Genomic DNA, 17,130 nt, shown 5'->3' with positions numbered 1-17,130 from the left:
CTGATTGTCAGAAATTTGGTTCGCTCGCCATTATAACCACCGGGTCGGCGGCGCCCGGAATTTTCGAACGACCGTACTATTTTATAGGCAAAGAATTGCCGGGCATAGCCCGGCAAGCGATCTGGTGACCCGTATTGTGCCGCAGAAAACCCATCGCGGCACAGCGCCAGCGGCCGGATTCGAGGTTTTGTTCGATACCCGGCCGTGACGCCCGGCTCGCGGCTTACCAGGCCGTGATCACCGAATCCTTGAAGGTCGTGGTCACGTACTGCTTGATCTCCGGCGAGTGATAGGCCTTGATCAGCTTGGCGACCCAAGGCTTGTTCTTGTCGGCCTCGCGCACGGCGATCAGGTTGGCGTACGGACCCTTCGGGCCTTCCATCGCGATCGCGTCCTTGGTCGGCGACAGGCCGGCCGATTCCGCGTAGTTGCCGTTGATCGCTGCGGCATCCAGGTCGTCCAGCGAGCGCGGCAGTTGCGCGGCGTCCAGTTCGACGATGCGCAGCTTCTTCGGATTCGCGACGATGTCCAGCGGCGTGGCCTTCAGGCCGGCGTCCGCGCGCAGCTTGATCACGCCCTTGCTCTGCAGCAGCAGCAGGCCGCGGCCGCCGTTGGTCGGGTCGTTGGGCACGCCGACGCGCGCACCTTGCTTGAGCTGGTCCAGCGACTTGATCTTCTTCGAGTAGACGCCCATCGGGAACGTGACGGTGTAGCCGACGTTGGCGAACTTGTAGCCGCGGTCCTTCATCTGGGCTTCGAGGTACGGCAGGTGCTGGTAGCTGTTGGCATCGAGATCGCCCGCAGCCAGCGCGGCGTTCGGCTGGATGTAGTCGCTGAACTCGACGACCTGGATATTGAGACCATCCTTGGCGGCGACCTTCTTGACCTGTTCCATGATCTGGGCGTGCGGACCACCGGTCACGCCGATCTTGATCGGCTTGTCCTGCGCCACCGCGGCGGTGGCGAGGCTGGCGCCGAGCGCGGCGCCGATGATCCATTGCAGCAGGCTACGACGTTGCATGTCTGACTTCCTTTGCGATGCGTTCTGGGTTGAGTCTGGGGTAAAGCAAAAATGAAACGGAAAACGAAACGATCCCGGCCGGTGCGACATGGCGCTCAGCGATGGCTGATCCGGCGGACCAGCCAGTCGCCGAAGCTCTGCACGGCCTGCACCAGCACGATCAGGATCAGCACCACGGCCACCATCACCTCGGTGATGTAGCGCTGGTAGCCATAGCGGATGCCGAGGTCGCCCAGGCCCCCGCCGCCGATCGCGCCGGCCATCGCCGAGTAGCCGACCAGGCTGACGAAGGTGATGGTCAGGCCGGCGACGATGCCGGGCATCGCCTCGGGCAGCAGCACCTTCCAGACGATCTGGCCGGTGCTGGCGCCCATCGATTGCGCCGCCTCGACCAGGCCCTTGTCGACCTCGCGCAGCGCGCTCTCGACCAGCCGCGCGATGAACGGAATCGCGGCGATCGTCAGCGGCACCACGGCCGCCGCGGTACCGATCGACGAGCCGGCGAGGAAACGGGTAAACGGAATCACCACCACCAGCAGGATGATGAACGGGATCGAGCGCACGGCGTTGACGACCACGCCGATCAGCCGGTTGAACAACGGGTGCGCCAGCGGGCCGCCGCGGTCGGTCAGATGCAGCACCACGCCGAGCGGCACGCCCAGCAGCGCGCCGATCACGCCCGAGATGCCGACCATCACCAGGGTCTCGCCCAGCGAGGTCACAAACAGGTCGAACAGCTCAGACCACATGCTCGTACTCCTCCACCACCACGCCCTGCTGCTGCAGGAATGCCATTGCCGCCCGGACGTTGTCGGTCTCGCCGGTGGCCATGATGGCCAGCGAGCCGAACGCCTGTCCCTGGATCTCGTCGATATGCCCGTGCAGGATGTTGAAGTCCAGCCCGTAGCGGCGGATCGCCTGCGCCAGCACCGGCTGGTCGACGCCCTCGCCGGTGAACGCGAGACGATAGACGTGGTCACGCCCGTTGCCGAGCCGGCTCTCGACGCGCTTGAGCACGCTCGGCGGCAGCTCCTGCGAGATCACGTCGCCGATCATTGCGCGCGTGACCGCATGCTGCGGCCGCAGGAAGACGTCGATGACCTGGCCCTGCTCGACCACGCAGCCGGCGTCGAGCACCGCGACGCGATCGCAGACCTGTTTGATGACCTCCATCTGGTGCGTGATCATCACGATGGTCAGCCCCAGGTCGCGGTTGATCTGCTTGAGCAGATCGAGAATGGAGCGCGTGGTTTCCGGGTCGAGCGCCGAAGTGGCCTCGTCCGACAGCAGCACCTTGGGCTTGCTGGCCAGCGCGCGCGCAATGCCGACGCGCTGCTTCTGCCCGCCGCTGATCTGCGCCGGATAACGATCCTTCAGCGCCGACAGGCCGACCAGGTCCAGCAGCGGCAGTACCGTCGCGGCGATCTCGTCGCGGCTCTTGCCGGCCAGCTCCAGCGGCAGCGCCACGTTGTCGTAGACGGTGCGCGAGGACAGCAGGTTGAAATGCTGGAAGATCATGCCGATGTCGCGGCGCGCCAGCCGCAGCGCCGACGCGTCGAGCGCGGTCAGGTCCTGCCCGGCGACGATCACGCGGCCGGCGGTCGGACGGTTCAGCAGATTGATGGCGCGCACCAGCGTACTCTTGCCGGCGCCGCTGCGGCCGATGATGCCGAAGACTTCGCCGGCCGCGATGGACAGGCTGACATCCCGCAAAGCGTGCACATCCCCGGTCGCACCGGGGAATCGCTGCGAGAGACCTTGCAGTTCGATCATGAGACAGAGCGAAAAGAAAACGGCAACAGCCGGGACGGGGTCTCCAGCGCTGCTGCCGCATTTATCGTTTTTGGATTAACGGGCTATTTTAAGCGATCCGCTTCTTACCAGAAACGACTTTTTGCCGATGTCTTTAGACGAAAAGGGAATAAGGCGCCGACTCCGAGTGCCGGTATATCAACTCGAGCGCCAGGCCGGCGGCCGCTTGTCGATGAACGCCTGCACGCCCTCCAGCGCCGACTCGTCCATCATGTTGCACGCCATGGTCTGCCCGGCCAGCTGGTAAGCGGCCTCCACGCCCATTTCGAGCTGGCGGTAGAACAGGCCCTTGCCCGCGGCGATCGCCGCCGCGGGCTTCGCGCAGATGCTGGTGGCCAGCTTCGCCACCTCGCCGTCCAGCTCGGCGGCCGGCACCACCCGGTTGACCAGGCCGCGCGCCTGCGCCTCGCGGGCGCCGATCATCTCGCCGGTCAGCAGCATCTCCATCGCGTGCTTGCGATGCAGGTTGCGCGACAGCGCCACGCCGGGAGTCGAGCAGAACAGACCGAGGTTGACGCCCGAGACCGCAAAGCGTGCGTCGTCGGCCGCGACCGCGAGGTCGCACATCGCCACCAGCTGGCAGCCGGCGGCGGTGGCAATGCCGTGCACGCGCGCGATCACCGGCTGCGGCATGCGCTGGATCGCCAGCATCATGCGCGTGCAGCGGTCGAACAGCCGGCGGTAGTAATCGTGGGAAGGCTGGGCGCGCATCTCGCGCAGATCGTGCCCGGCGCAGAAGGCCCGGCCCGCGCCGGCGAGCACCACGACCCGCACGGCGGGATCGGCGGCGATGCGGGTCAGCGCCTCGGTTACCGCGTCGATCAGCGCCTCGGACAGCGCATTGAAGGCGTCGGGACGTTGCAGCGTCAGGCGCAGCACGCCCGGGGCATCTTCGCTTTGCCTCAGCAGTGCGCCGGCGGCTTGCGCGTGTTCCGATTCGGCCATGATGGTCTCCTGGTTTGCTGATCTGACGTTGTCGTGCCGCGGTGGCCCCGCTGCGGCCTATTTCTCCAGCAGCACCTTCAGATGCGCCAGCACGCTGCGGCCCAGCGCGCTGAGGTTGTAGCCGCCTTCGAGGCAGCTGACGATGCGCCCCTGCGCGTGCTGCCGCGCCAGCGCCATCAGCTCCGTCGTGATCCAGGCGTAGTCCTGCTCCACGAGCCCCATCTGGCCCAGGTCGTCCTCGCGATGCGCGTCGAAGCCCGCCGAGATGAACAGCATCTGCGGGCGGAAGGCCTGCAGCCGCGGCATCCAGATCGTCTCGACCACCTCGCGCACCGCCATGCCGTTGGTATAGGCCGGCAGCGGAATATTGGCCATGTTGTTGGCGACGTGCTCGGTGCCGCTGTACGGGTAGAACGGATGCTGGAAAAAGCTGCACATCAGCACACGCTCGTCGCCGCGGAAGGCGGCCTCGGTGCCGTTGCCGTGATGCACGTCGAAGTCGATGATCGCCACGCGCTCGAGCCCGTGGGCGTCGAGCGCATGGCGGGCGGCGATCGCGACGTTGTTGTAGAAGCAGAAGCCCATCGCGCGATCGGGCTCGGCGTGGTGGCCGGGCGGCCGCACGCAGCAGAAGGCGTTCTCCAGTTCGCCGGCGATCACCGCGTCGGTCGCGGCCACCGCGGCACCCGCCGCATGCGTGGCCGCGGCCAGCGTATGCGCGTTCATCGCGGTATCGGGATCGATCGCATGGTAGCCGCTGGCGGGACTGGCCTGGTGCAGCCCGTCGACATAGCCGGGCAGGTGCACGCGCTCGATCTGCTCGCGGCTGGCGGCCGGCGCCTCGCGGCGGTCCAGCAGGCCGTCGATGCCGTGCGAGATCAGATGGTCTTCGATGGCGGTCAGACGTTCCGGGCACTCGGGATGGAAGTGACCCATCTCGTGCAGCAGGAATTCGGGATGCGTGTAGTAGCCGGTCGGCATGGGATGTTTCAGCGCGTTTATCGAGGCGTTGTTGGGCGCGTGGCGGGCACGCCGTCGGGGCGCGCCGCTGTCTCCATCCCCGTACGTTAGCACAGCGGATGGCCCGGCAACGCGGGCCCGCCTTCGCCGCCGGGTCGTATCGTCCCGTGATGTTTTGCGTCGGATGCGTCCGCTATACTCGGTCCGACTTGCAAAGGACACCATGACCGAACACACGCGTAACCTGCGCCGTCCGCTGCTGGGCGCCGCGCTCTGCTCCGTGGCGCTTGGCCTGTGCGGCGCCACCCCCTCGCTGCTGGCGGCCGGCAAGCGCCGCGTCAGCCTTCAGGAAGAAGAGATCGATCCCGGCCGCTATCGCAACGGCAGCAACCCGCAGGCGGCCGCCTTCATCGACGAGATGGTCGCCAGGCACGGCTTCTCGCGCGCGACCCTGAACGACTGGTTTGGACAGGCCGTCTACTCGGCCACGGTGGCGCGGCTGATCATGCCGCCGACCACGCCGGGCCGCAAAAGCTGGCGCGCCTACCGCTCGCGCTTCATCGAACCGATTCGCATCAATGCGGGCGTGCGCTTCTGGCAGCAGCACCGCGACACGCTGCGCCGCGCCGAAAGCGAATTCGGCGTGCCGGCCTCGGTCATCGTCGGCATCATCGGCGTCGAGACGATCTACGGACGCGACATGGGCAACTTCCGCGTGCTCGACTCGCTGTCGACGCTGGCCTTCGACTATCCCGATACGCCCAACCGTGCCAGCCGCTCGGCCATGTTCCGCGCGCAGCTGCAGGACTACCTGCTGTGGTGCCGCGATACCCGCACCGACGTGTTCTCGGTGCTCGGCTCGTACGCGGGCGCGATCGGCATTCCGCAGTTCATGCCGACCAGCCTGCGCGAATACGCGGCCGACTTCGACCGCGACGGCCATATCGACCTGCGCAACAGCCCGGTCGACGCGATCGGCAGCGTCGGCCGCTTTCTGCAACTGCACGGATGGGAGGCCGGCCGGCCGGTGGTGTGGCGCCTGGCGCAGGACGAAGGCAGCCGCGGCATCGCGGCGGCCGCGGCCGACGGCGAACCGTGGCCGACGCGCACGCTGAATCAGCTGACGCGCGCCGGGCTGCGGCTGGACGAGCCGATCGACGTGGCGCGCGAAGGCGAGACCGGGGTGCTGGTGGTGGACCTGCCGACGCCCGATGCGCCCACCGACTACATGCTCGGGCTGCGCAACTTCTACGTGCTGACGCGCTACAACCGCAGCTTCTTCTACGCGCTGGCGGTCTATCAGCTGGGCGAGGCCGTCAAGGCGGCGATGGTGTAAGGACCAATGGTCGGGCCGGCGCCTGCCCCGCTTCTGGCGGACGGCGCCGGCCCTGGTCGACTCGGTTCAGGCGGGGAAAACGCCGGTCGACAGATAACGGTCGCCGCGATCGCAGACGACAAACACGATCGTTGCGTCGCGGACCTCCTCGGCAATCCGCAGCGCCACGCACAGCGCGCCGGCGGCCGAGATACCGCAGAAGATGCCTTCCTCGCGCGCCATCCGGCGGGCCATGTGTTCGGCGTCGGCCTGGCTGACCGGCTCGGTGCGGTCGATATGGCGCGGATCGTAGATCTTCGGCATATAGGCTTCCGGCCATTTGCGGATGCCCGGAATGCGCGAGCCTTCGGCCGGTTGCGCGCCGACGATCTGGATCGCCGGGTTCTGTTCCTTCAGATAGCGCGACACCCCGGTAATGGTGCCGGTGGTGCCCATCGCCGAGACGAAATGCGTGACGCGTCCTTCGGTGTCGCGCCAGATTTCGGGACCGGTGGTCTCGTAGTGGGACTGCGGATTATCGGGATTGGCGAACTGGTCGAGGATGATGCCCTTGCCGTCGCGCTCCATCGAATCGGCCAGATCGCGCGCGTATTCCATGCCGCCCTTGACCGGTGTCAGGATGATCTCGGCGCCGTAGGCCGCCATGCTTTGGCGGCGCTCCATGCTGAGGTCCTCGGGCATGATCAGCACCATCTTGTAGCCGCGGATCGCGGCGGCCATCGCCAGCGCGATGCCGGTATTGCCCGACGTCGCTTCGATCAGCGTGTCGCCGGGCTTGATGCGGCCGCGCGCTTCGGCACGCGCGATCATCGACAGCGCGGGGCGGTCCTTGACGGAGCCGGCGGGATTGTTGCCTTCGAGCTTGCCGAGAATCACATTGCCGCGCTCGGCGTTGGCGGCTCCGGGAATACGCTGCAGTTGCACCAGCGGCGTATTGCCGATGGTGTCTTCGATCGTCTTGTAGGCCATGATGGGGCGAGTCCAAATGTCGGCGCCCATTGTAATGCAGTCGTCATGACCCTGCCGCCAGCGCGGCGGCAAGCGCGGCGAGGCAGCTTGCGCGTGCCCCGCCCCGGTTCATCAGGCGCGCGCGCGCCCCTTGCCGAGCAGGTGATACAGCAGGATCGCGCCGAAGGTGGCGGTCCCGATGCCGCCCAGCGTCATGCCGCCGAAGCGCAGCGTCAGATCGCCGGCAGCGACCGTCAGCGTGGCGCCGACGGTGATCAGATTGCGCGAATCGGAGAAGTCGACGCGGTTCTCGACCCAGATCCGGCCCGCGGTGGCCGCGATCAGGCCGAACACGACGATGGTCAGGCCGCCGATCACCGGACCGGGAATGGTCAGGATCAGCGCACCGAACTTGGGCGAGAAGCCCAGCAGGATCGCCACCAGCGCGGCGACCACGAAGATCAGCGTCGAATAGATGCGCGTCACTGCCATCACGCCCATGTTCTCGGCATAGGTCGTCACGCCGGTACCGCCGCCCGCGGCCGACAGCATCGTCGCGACGCCGTCGCCGATAAAGGCGCGGCCGATATACGGGTCCAGATTGCGGCCGGTCATCACGCCGATCGCCTTGATATGGCCCAGGTTCTCCGCGACCAGCACGATCGCCACCGGCGCGATCAGCAGCATCGCGTTGAGCTCGAACACCGGCGTGGTGAAGGCCGGCAGGCCGAACCAGCTGGCGCTGGCGACGCCGGAGAAGTCGATCGGCTTGCCCAGGCCGAACGCATTGGCGCAGACCCAGTAGGCCAGATAGCCGATCAGCCCGCCGATCAGCACGGGCAGCCGGCCGATCATGCCGGGCGCGCGCACCGCCACCAGCCCGACCGCGACCACCGTCAGCAGGCCGATCCAGGTATCGAGCGCGGCGGCGCTGACCGCCTTGACCGCAACCGGCGCCAGGTTCAGCCCGATCGCGGCGACGATGGCGCCGGTCACCACCGGCGGCATCAGCCGTTCGACCCAGCCATAGCCGGCGGCCTGCACCACCAGGCCGATCACGGTGTAAAGCAGGCCGGCGGCGATGATGCCGCCGAGCGCCAACGGAATATTCGGATTCGGGCCGCTGCCGGCATAGCCGGTGGCCGCGATCACGACGGCGATGAAGGCAAAGCTGGAACCGAGGTAGCTCGGCACGCGGCCGCGCACGCACAGGAAGAAGATCAGCGTGCCGATGCCCGAGAACAGGATCGCGATATTGGGGTTGAAGCCCATCAGGATCGGCGCGATCGCGGTCGAGCCGAACATCGCCACCACGTGCTGGATGCCGGCCAGCACGGTCTGCCCCGCGGGCAGCCGTTCATCGGGCGCGATCACGCCTTCGGTCTTCAGTGTCCAGCGCGGCAGGAATCCCGCCTCGTCGCCATTCGCCATCGTTGAGCTCCCGTTCTGAGGTGGCCGCTGGCGCGCCGCGCCCGGCCGTTTCTGGTGATGTGTTGGTGATGTGTTGTGGCCGGCAGCGCTTGCCGCGGCGGCGCGGCATGCGTTCCCCGGTGGCTCCCGGTCCGCGCATCGCGCGCCGCCAGCCCCCTTCGCTCTCCATCGAGAGACGAACGAGGCGCCCTGCCGCAGCGCCCGCATCATACTCCCTGGCCCAGGGCCTGCGAAGCGCCGCGGGATCCGATTGGCGGCGCCGCGACATTGCCGTGCCGCTCAGGCGTTAGCACGAGCCATACCAGCCCAGGATGGCGGCATCGGCCGACGGCGGCCGCCAGGCCGCTCAGTGCGCGGCCTTGCTGGTCTTGCCGGAACCCTTGCCGGCCGGCGGGACTACCGCCGCGCTCGGTGCGGCAGCGGGCTGCTTGCCGCCCTTTGCTGCGGGAAGCGCCCCACCCTTGCCGATGTTCAATCCCTCGCCCTGCAGACGCACCACCGACTTCGGCCCCAGGCCCTTGACCCGCTCGACCAGATCGTTGGCGTCCTTGAACGCGCCCTGCTTGCCGCGCTCCTCGACGATGCGGCGCGCCATCGCCGGTCCGATTCCCTTGACCGTGGTCAGCGCCGCCTCGTCGGCACTGTTGACGTCGACAGCGGCCAGCACGCTGCCGGCCGGCGCCATCGACATGCCCAGGCAGCATGCCAGCGCCAGCAAGGTTTGCTTGATCATGAACAGGCTCCTTCTCCGGTGACCGGAGTTCGGCTTCGTTGGCGATGCCCGGACGGGCATGCCGCCCCGCCGTCGCGACGGGGTAGGCCGAGAATAAGAGCCAGGGAGACAGGCGGCGCGCCGTGCAACAAAAGTTGACGCGATTCGAGCGGAAAGCGCGGCGCCGGTTTGCGGGGAAACGACAGCGGGGAAGCGGCCGCCGCCCGTCACAGAGTCGGGCGGCCGCCGGCTTCAGCCCCCGCGCTCGAGCAGCCAGCGGCAATAACGCGCCACGCCTTCCTCGACCGTATAGAACGGCGCGGTATAGCCGGCGCCGCGCAGGCGCGAGACGTCGGACTGCGTGAAGCACTGGTACTTGCCGCGCAGCGCATCGGGGAACTTGATGTATTCGATCAGCCCTTCCTGCTCCATCTCCTCCAGCGTCAGCGGCGGCTTGCCTTCCGCGCCGCGCAGCGTGTTGACCACGGTGGTGGCGATGTCGTTGAACGGCTGCGCGCGCCCGGTGCCGAGATTGAAGATGCCAGACTTCTCGGGATGGTCCAGGAAGAACAGGTTGACCTTGACCACGTCCTCGACCGAGACGAAGTCGCGGCTGTGGCCGCCGGGGCCATAGCCGCCGTATTCGCCGAACAGCTTGACGGTGCCGTCCGCGCGGAACTGGTTGAAGTTGTGGAAGGCCACCGAAGCCATGCGGCCCTTGTGCGCCTCGCGCGGACCATAGACGTTGAAGTAGCGGAACCCGACGATCTGCGAGTGGGCGTTCGGCAGCGTGCGCCGCACCAGCTGGTCGAACAGGAACTTCGAGTAGCCGTAGACGTTCAGCGGCTTCTCGTATTCGCGGTCTTCCTTGAAGGTCTGCGAGGCGCCGTAGGTCGCCGCCGACGACGCATAGAGAAACTGCACGCCCTGCTCCAGGCACGCTTGCATCAGCGCCTTGGTGTAGCGGTAGTTGTTCTCCATCATGTAGCGGCCGTCGGTCTCCATCGTGTCCGAACAGGCGCCTTCATGAAAGATCGCGCGGACCTTGCCGAATTCGCCGCGCGCAAAGCGGTCCAGGAAGTCGGTCTTGTCCAGGTAGTCGGCGATCTCGCAATCGACCAGGTTGTGGAACTTGTCGGCGCGGGTCAGGTTGTCGACCGCGATGACGTTGTTCTCGCCGCGCTCGTTCAGCCCCTTGACGAGGTTGCTGCCGACGAAACCGGCGGCGCCGGTGACGATGATGGTCATGGTGAATCCAGCAGTGATAAGGGGCGTCAGCCTTGCGCCGCGCCGAACAGTTCGGGGTAGCTGACCACGGCCGTGCCCAGCTTGCCGACCACGATGCCGCCGGCGCGGTTGGCATGCTGCACCGCTTCCTTCAGCGGAATGCCGGCGCCGAGCATGGTGGCCAGCGTCGCGATCACGGTGTCGCCGGCGCCGGACACGTCGTAGACCTCGCGCGCCTGCGCGGAGACGTGCAGCACTTCGGCCTCGGTGTACAGCGTCATGCCTTCCTCGGAGCGCGTCAGCAGCAGCGCTTCGAGCCGCAGCGCGCGGCGCAGGTTCTGCGCGCGGATGGTCAGGTCGGCCTCGGTCTTCCAGGCGCCGACCACATGGCGCATCTCGGCGCGGTTCGGCGTGATCAGCGTGGCGCCGCGATAGCGCGAATAGTCGTCGCCTTTCGGGTCGACCAGCACCATCTTGCCGGCGGCGCGGCCGCCCTCGACCATGCGCGCGACATGGGTCAGTCCGCCCTTGCCGTAGTCGGACAGCACCAGCACCTGGTAGTCGCCGATCAGCGCCTGGAAACGGTCCTGCACCGACAGCAGCACCTCGTGCGCCGGCGGGTTCTCGAAGTCGACGCGCAGCAGCTGCTGCTGGTGCGCGACCACGCGCAGCTTGATCGTCGTATTGACGCTGCGGTCGCGGTAGAGAAACGGCTGCACGTGCTCGGCGGTCAGCAGGTTCTCCAGCATGCTGCCGGGTTCGTCGTCGCCCACCACCCCCAGCATGCCGACCGTCGCGCCCAGCGCGGCGGCGTTGCGCGCCACGTTGGCGGCGCCACCCAGGCGCTCCTCGCTGCGCTTGACCTGGACCACCGGGACCGGGGCCTCGGGCGAGATCCGTTCGACATCGCCGAACCAGTAGCGGTCCAGCATCATGTCGCCCACCACCAGGATGCGCGATTGCCGGATCTGTTCGCGAGAGATCGGGTTCCTGTTCATCAGCTTCCTTTTGGCCGGCGCGCCGCCCGGCGGCCGCACCGGCATGTTGCGTCAGGCCGCCGCCGCGGGCCGGCCGATCGCGTGATACTCGATACCGGCCTCCTGCATCGCGGCCGGCTCATACAGATTGCGCCCGTCGAACACGACCGGCGTCTTCAGGCGGCGCCGGATCTGCGCGAAGTCCGGGCTGCGGAACACCTTCCATTCGGTGACGATCGCCAGCGCGTCGGCGCCGTCCAGCGTCTCCATCTGCGCATCGCAGAACGTCACGCGCTCGAAGCCGCCTTCGATGCCGGCCAGGTCCTGCGCCAGCGCGCGCCGCGCCTCCTGCATCGCGACCGGATCGTGCACCCGCAGCGACGCGCCGCGCGAGACCAGCTCGCGCGCCAGCACGCGCGACGGCGCCTCGCGCATGTCGTCGGTATTGGGCTTGAACGCCAGGCCCCAGATCGCGAAGGTGCGCCCGCTCAGGTCCTCGCCGAAGCGCCGCACGACCTTGTCGCCGAGCACGCGCTTCTGCGCCTCGTTGACCGCCTCGACGGCCTCCAGCACCCGCATCGCCTTGCCGCTCGCGGCGGCCGTGCGCATCAGCGCCTGCACGTCCTTCGGAAAGCACGAACCGCCGTAGCCTGCGCCGGCATAGAGGAAACTGTAGCCGATCCGCGGATCGGAACCGATTCCCAGGCGCACCAGCTCGATATCGGCGCCGACCTCGTCGGCCAGGTTGGCCAGTTCGTTCATGAACGAGATCCGCGTCGCCAGCATCGAGTTGGCCGCGTACTTGGTGAACTCGGCCGAGCGCACGTCCATATAGAAGGTGCGCTCGTGATTGCGGTTGAATGGCGCGTACAGCGCCCGCATGATCGCCTTGGCATGGCGGCCGGCCGCGTCGTTGTTGCAGCCGAGCACGATGCGGTCGGGCCGCATGAAGTCCTCGACCGCGGCGCCTTCCTTCAGGAATTCGGGATTGGAGACCACCGAGAACTGCAGGTCCTCGAGCCCGCGCGCGGCGAGCTCCTCGCGGATCACGGCGGCGACGCGGTCGCCGGTCCCGACCGGCACGGTCGACTTGTCGACCACGATCTTGAAGCCGGTCATGTGCCGGCCGATATTGCGCGCGGCCGCCAGCACATACTGCAGATCGGCCGAGCCGTCCTCGTCCGGCGGCGTGCCGACCGCGATGAATTGCACGTCGGCGTGGTCGACCGCCGCGGCGACGTCGGTGGAGAACACCAGCCGTCCCGCTTCGCGGTTGCGCTGGATCAGGTCCTTCAGGCCGGGCTCGTAGATCGGCACGCCGCCATCGTTGAGCAGCGCGATCTTCTCTTCATCGACGTCGAGGCAGAACACATCGTTGCCGAGCTCGGCCAGGCAGGCGCCGGTGACCAGGCCGACATAACCGCTGCCGATGATGGTGACTTTCATGAGGACGACTCCGTGAGACGGGGCGGATCAGGCTGGACGCAGGCTCAGCCGAGCGCTTCGGTGCGCCGCGGCGCGTAGGATTCCCAGCGGTTGCAGCCGGGGCACTGCCAGTAGAACAGGCGCGCGCGGAAGCCGCACTCGCGGCAGGTGTAGCGCGCCAGATTGCGGGTGCGCAGCTGCAGCAGGTCGCGAATGGCGGCGTCTTCCTGTGCGGTCGCGTCGGCCGGCGTCGCATCGGCGGCGGTTCCATCCGCGGCAGGCGCGCCATTGCCTTCGGCGACATCGGCCGTCGCCGGCGCCGGCGCGGCCAGCGCGGCGCGCGCATCGAAATAGCGCGTCAGCGCCTGCAGCGACGGCTGCCGGCGCAGCTGGTCGCGCATCAGCGCGGCCGCGGCGGCGGGACCTTCGAGTTCCAGTTCGGTGCGATAGGCGGTGTCGAGCAGCTCGGCCGCGAGGCCCGTCTTCAGCAGGCCGCGCAGCCATTCGAGCGCCTTGCCCTGCTCGCCCAGTTCGCGATATGCCTTGACCACGCGATCGGCGACCAGCGGCAGATAGCTGGCATCCTGGCGTTCGATGCCGAGCCAGTGGCCCAGCGCCGCACCGAGATCGCCCGACGCCATCGCGACATCGCCGAGCAGGATCGGCGCGCGCACGTTCTTCGGGTTCTCGCGCAGCGCCTGCTCGAGCCAGCCGACCGCCTCGTCGGGCTGCTTGCGCTGCAGCGCGTCCTGCGCCAGTTCGCAGCAGAACTGCGCAATCTGCACGCTGTAGTCCTGCTGGGTCGCGCTCTGCAGCTCGCGCGCGGCGTCGATCGCCTTGCGCCATTCCTTCTCGACCTCGTACAGCTCCAGCAGCACGCGCTTGGCCGATGCGGCATACGGGCCGGACATCAGCGCACGCAGCGCGTCCTCGGCGCGGTCAAGCAGGCCGGCGCGCAGATAGTCCTGGCCCAGCTCGTACAGCGCATGCTCGCGCTCGGTGTCGGGCAGATCGGGGCGCGTGGCCAGATTCTGGTGCACGCGGATCGCGCGTTCGGTCTCGCCGCGGCGGCGGAACAGCGCCCCGAGCGCGAAGTGCAGCTCGGTGGTTTCCGGGTCGAGCCGCGCGACCTCGATGAAGGCGTCGATCGCCTTGTCGGGCTGCTCGTTGAGCAGGAAGTTCAGGCCCTTGAAATACGAGCGCGGCAAGGCGCCCTGCTCGCTGATCGCCTGCCGCAGGTCGAGGCGGGCCGCCATCCAGCCGAGCCCGAATACGAGCGGAAGGGCGAGCAGCCACCAGGTTTCAAAATTCATTGCTTAGACTTTCGGGCCGATTACGTTGTAAGGCGCCACGGCCTTGGAAGAAGACGCGCCGGCTCCGTCCTCGGCCGGCGTGCGCGCGTTGCCGACCGCACGGCGCAGCCGGGCGATCTCGAGCCGCTGCCGCATCAGGCCCGGCGCCACCGAGATCAACGCCGCCAGCGCGCCGAGCACGAAGGCGGCCAGCAGGATCAGGATCAGCGGCGCGCGCCACACCGCGTCGAAGAACAGCTGCAGCGACACATCGGCGGTATTGCGCAGGGCGAGCACGAACAGCAGCGCGAACAGGACGATACGGATAATCCAGGCGACAAGTTTCATGCGATTGACGAAGTGTCTGCGGCGGCGTGGCGGCAAAAAGGGGCGAAAGGACGAGGACACGCCATGCGGGTGCCGGTTGCCGGGTATCTCGAACGGCAGGCCGGCCGCGGGCGGCGGCTCCCCGGCATTGTAGCGGAATCGATTGGCGCACACGGCGCGATCGGGGCTGGCGCCGCAGGCAAATTGGCAAGTCCTATGGGGATACGGAGAGGTCACTCAGACACCCTCGCCCGCGCCGCGGTTCCACGCGTGCGGATGCGCCAGGCATAAAAAAAGCGCTCCTTGCGGAGCGCCTTTTCGATTCCGTAGCCGGCTTCGTCGCCGAAGCGGCCGGGATTCAGGACTGCGCCAGATTCAGGCCGGAGCCTTCCTGCTGGACGCCAGGCATCGCGGTGCCATGCGTCAGCGAGCCGCGTTCACCGCCGAGCGGGACATGCCCGTTGGCGGCGGCGCCGCCGCCGTTGCCATGCAGGCCCAGCGCGGTGCCATCGACACCATTGCGGCCGTTGCCGTTGACGCCGTGATCGCCGTTGCCGCCGCCATTGCCGGCCGCCGGGTTGCGGTCGACCCGCTCGCGCAACTCCTTGCCCGCCTTGAAGTGAGGCACCCGCTTCTCGGGCACCAGCACCCGTTCACCGGACTTGGGATTGCGCCCCACGCGCGGCGGCCTGCGATTCAGGCCGAAGCTGCCGAACCCGCGGATCTCGATGCGATGGCCATCGGCCAGCGCATCGGACATCGCGTCCAGGATCGTTTTGACCGAGATGTCCGCGTCCCGCAGCAGCAACTGCGGAAAGCGGGCAGCCAGCTTTTCGACGAGCTCGGACTTGGTCATGGCATCCGCGCGTGAGTTGGACGGTCGCGATGGACGCGATTACTGGTTATCCTGGCCCAGCTTGGCCTTCAGCAGCGCGCCCAGGTTGGTCGTGCCAGCCGTGCCGGTGTCGGCCTGGAACTTCTGCAGGGCTTCTTGCTGCTCCGCCGAATCCTTGGCCTTGATCGACACGTTGATGTTGCGCGACTTGCGATCGATGTTGACGATCACCGCGGTCACCTGCTCGCCTTCCTTCAGCACGTTGCGGGCGTCCTCGACACGGTCGGCCGAGATTTCCGAGGCGCGCAGATAGCCTTCGACGTCGTCGGCCAGCTGGACCACGGCACCCTTCGGATCGACGGTCTTGATCGTCGCGGTGACGATCGAGCCCTTGTCATTGGCCGAGATGAAGTTGTTGAACGGATCGCCCGACAGCTGCTTGATGCCCAGCGAAATGCGTTCCTTGTCCACATCGATGCCCAGCACCACGGCCTCGACTTCGTCGCCCTTCTTGTACTTGCGCACGGCCTCTTCGCCCGACTCTTGCCAGGACAGGTCCGACAGGTGCACCAGGCCGTCGATGCCGCCCGGCAGACCGATGAACACGCCGAAGTCGGTGATCGACTTGATCTGGCCGGTCAGCTTGTCGCCCTTCTTGTGGTTGCGGCTGAAGTCGTCCCACGGATTGGCCTTGCACTGCTTCATGCCCAGGCTGATACGACGCTTGTCTTCGTCGATATCCAGCACCATGACTTCGACTTCGTCGCCCAGCTGGACAACCTTGGACGGGGCCACGTTCTTGTTGGTCCAGTCCATTTCCGACACGTGAACCAGGCCTTCGATGCCGGCTTCGATCTCGACGAACGCGCCGTAGTCGGTCAGGTTGGTGACCTTGCCGAACAGGCGGGTGCCTTGCGGGTAGCGGCGCGAGATGCCGACCCACGGATCTTCGCCCAGCTGCTTGACGCCCAGCGAGACGCGGTTCTTTTCCTGGTCGAACTTGAGGATCTTGGCGGTGATTTCCTGGCCAACCGACAGCACTTCGCTCGGATGGCGAACGCGGCGCCATGCCAGGTCGGTGATGTGCAGCAGACCGTCGATGCCGCCCAGGTCGACGAACGCACCGTAGTCGGTGATGTTCTTGACGATGCCGTTGACGATGGCGCCTTCCTTCAGGGTTTCCATCAGCTTCTGGCGCTCTTCGCCCAGGGTCGCTTCGACCACGGCGCGGCGCGACAGCACCACGTTGTTGCGCTTGCGATCCAGCTTGATGACCTTGAATTCCAGGGTCTTGCCTTCGTACGGCGTGGTGTCCTTGATCGGACGCACATCGACCAGCGAACCCGGCAGGAATGCGCGGATGCCGTTGACCATCACGGTCAGGCCGCCCTTGACCTTGCCGGTCACGGTACCCGAGATGATTTCGCCGTCTTCCAGCGCCTTCTCGAGGTTCAGCCACGATGCCAGGCGCTTGGCCTTGTCGCGGGACAGGATGGTGTCGCCATAGCCGTTCTCGAGCGCGTCGATGGCCACGGAAACGTAGTCGCCGGCCTGCACTTCGAGTTCGCCCTGGTCGTTCAGGAACTCCTCCACCGGCACGAAGGCTTCAGACTTCAGGCCGGCGTTGACGACCACGAAGTTGTGGTCGATCCGCACCACTTCGGCGGAAATCACTTCGCCAGCCTTCATATTGGAGCGGGCGATCGATTCCTCGAACAGTGCGGCAAAGGATTCGTTGTTTTGCAGGTCGGACATAAACGTAAGTTAGCAATCCGCAATACCGTGGCCGGCGCGACGATCGCGCTCAGTCTGCCAGGGCAGCGGGGTCAGGTTGAACCATGCCGGCGGCGCGCTCCGCTTGCGGCGCGATCGTTGTCGCGTT

At 67.1% G+C, this 17,130-nt stretch carries 16 protein-coding genes; 1 reads left to right on the top strand and 15 read right to left on the bottom strand.

Going from position 1 to position 17,130, the window contains the following annotated elements:
* Window positions 1-223: 223 nt before the first annotated feature.
* From FOB47_RS14130 to FOB47_RS14110, 5 genes are all read right to left on the bottom strand, one after another.
* Window positions 224-1,021: a MetQ/NlpA family ABC transporter substrate-binding protein gene (locus tag FOB47_RS14130; protein WP_053821325.1), complete on the bottom strand. Its 798-nt coding sequence runs from the start codon at window positions 1,019-1,021 to the stop codon at window positions 224-226.
* A gap of 95 nt (window positions 1,022-1,116) precedes the next feature.
* Entirely contained in the window at window positions 1,117-1,770 is a 654-nt protein-coding gene (locus FOB47_RS14125; protein WP_053821324.1) for a methionine ABC transporter permease, read from the bottom strand.
* Window positions 1,760-2,794: a methionine ABC transporter ATP-binding protein gene (locus tag FOB47_RS14120; protein WP_053821323.1), complete on the bottom strand. Its 1,035-nt coding sequence runs from the start codon at window positions 2,792-2,794 to the stop codon at window positions 1,760-1,762. Before FOB47_RS14120 ends, FOB47_RS14125 begins: the two co-directional genes overlap by 11 nt.
* A gap of 177 nt (window positions 2,795-2,971) precedes the next feature.
* Window positions 2,972-3,778: an enoyl-CoA hydratase gene (locus FOB47_RS14115; RefSeq protein WP_174781361.1), complete on the bottom strand. Its 807-nt coding sequence runs from the start codon at window positions 3,776-3,778 to the stop codon at window positions 2,972-2,974.
* A 57-nt stretch (window positions 3,779-3,835) separates the two neighbouring features.
* Entirely contained in the window at window positions 3,836-4,759 is a 924-nt protein-coding gene (locus tag FOB47_RS14110; protein ID WP_053821321.1) for a histone deacetylase family protein, read from the bottom strand.
* A gap of 202 nt (window positions 4,760-4,961) precedes the next feature.
* On the opposite strand from FOB47_RS14110, the gene mltB reads away from it, so the two are divergent.
* Window positions 4,962-6,074: a lytic murein transglycosylase B gene (mltB, locus tag FOB47_RS14105; protein WP_174781360.1), complete on the top strand. Its 1,113-nt coding sequence runs from the start codon at window positions 4,962-4,964 to the stop codon at window positions 6,072-6,074.
* A 66-nt stretch (window positions 6,075-6,140) separates the two neighbouring features.
* On the opposite strand, the gene cysM is transcribed toward mltB, so the two are convergent.
* The 10 genes from cysM to rpsA all read right to left on the bottom strand — a co-directional run bounded on the left by cysM (window position 6,141) and on the right by rpsA (window position 17,003).
* Window positions 6,141-7,043, bottom strand: a complete 903-nt coding sequence (gene cysM, locus FOB47_RS14100; protein WP_053821319.1) for a cysteine synthase CysM — start codon at window positions 7,041-7,043, stop codon at window positions 6,141-6,143.
* Window positions 7,044-7,154: 111 nt separating this feature from the next.
* On the bottom strand, window positions 7,155-8,453 hold the full coding sequence (locus FOB47_RS14095) for a solute carrier family 23 protein (protein ID WP_053821318.1): 1,299 nt from the start codon (window positions 8,451-8,453) through the stop codon (window positions 7,155-7,157).
* A gap of 346 nt (window positions 8,454-8,799) precedes the next feature.
* A complete protein-coding gene (locus FOB47_RS14090; protein ID WP_174781359.1) occupies window positions 8,800-9,186 on the bottom strand; it encodes a ComEA family DNA-binding protein in 387 nt (128 codons plus the stop codon).
* A 231-nt stretch (window positions 9,187-9,417) separates the two neighbouring features.
* Complete coding sequence (rfaD, locus tag FOB47_RS14085; protein WP_174781358.1) at window positions 9,418-10,413, bottom strand: ADP-glyceromanno-heptose 6-epimerase; 996 nt, start codon at window positions 10,411-10,413, stop codon at window positions 9,418-9,420.
* Window positions 10,414-10,439: 26 nt separating this feature from the next.
* The gene (gene rfaE1 / locus FOB47_RS14080) at window positions 10,440-11,390 is read right to left on the bottom strand and encodes a D-glycero-beta-D-manno-heptose-7-phosphate kinase (protein ID WP_082371610.1); all 951 of its coding nucleotides are present in this window, start codon (window positions 11,388-11,390) and stop codon (window positions 10,440-10,442) included.
* A 51-nt stretch (window positions 11,391-11,441) separates the two neighbouring features.
* A complete protein-coding gene (locus FOB47_RS14075; RefSeq protein WP_174781357.1) occupies window positions 11,442-12,815 on the bottom strand; it encodes a UDP-glucose dehydrogenase family protein in 1,374 nt (457 codons plus the stop codon).
* Between the two features lie 44 nt (window positions 12,816-12,859).
* Complete coding sequence (lapB, locus tag FOB47_RS14070; protein ID WP_053821313.1) at window positions 12,860-14,107, bottom strand: lipopolysaccharide assembly protein LapB; 1,248 nt, start codon at window positions 14,105-14,107, stop codon at window positions 12,860-12,862.
* A gap of 3 nt (window positions 14,108-14,110) precedes the next feature.
* Window positions 14,111-14,434 carry a LapA family protein gene (locus tag FOB47_RS14065; RefSeq protein WP_006576293.1) on the bottom strand — a complete coding sequence of 108 codons (324 nt, stop codon included), beginning with the start codon at window positions 14,432-14,434 and terminating at the stop codon, window positions 14,111-14,113.
* Window positions 14,435-14,771: 337 nt separating this feature from the next.
* On the bottom strand, window positions 14,772-15,269 hold the full coding sequence (locus tag FOB47_RS14060; RefSeq protein WP_174781356.1) for an integration host factor subunit beta: 498 nt from the start codon (window positions 15,267-15,269) through the stop codon (window positions 14,772-14,774).
* Window positions 15,270-15,308: 39 nt separating this feature from the next.
* Window positions 15,309-17,003, bottom strand: coding sequence for a 30S ribosomal protein S1 (rpsA, locus tag FOB47_RS14055; RefSeq protein ID WP_006576291.1), 1,695 nt, complete (start codon window positions 17,001-17,003; stop codon window positions 15,309-15,311).
* Window positions 17,004-17,130 lie beyond the last annotated feature (127 nt).

This window comes from Cupriavidus gilardii, from assembly GCF_013347325.1.
In the GTDB taxonomy this organism is placed as follows: domain Bacteria; phylum Pseudomonadota; class Gammaproteobacteria; order Burkholderiales; family Burkholderiaceae; genus Cupriavidus; species Cupriavidus gilardii.
Note: the sequence above shows the minus strand (reverse complement) of the source record. Positions and strands in the feature narration are given on the sequence as shown.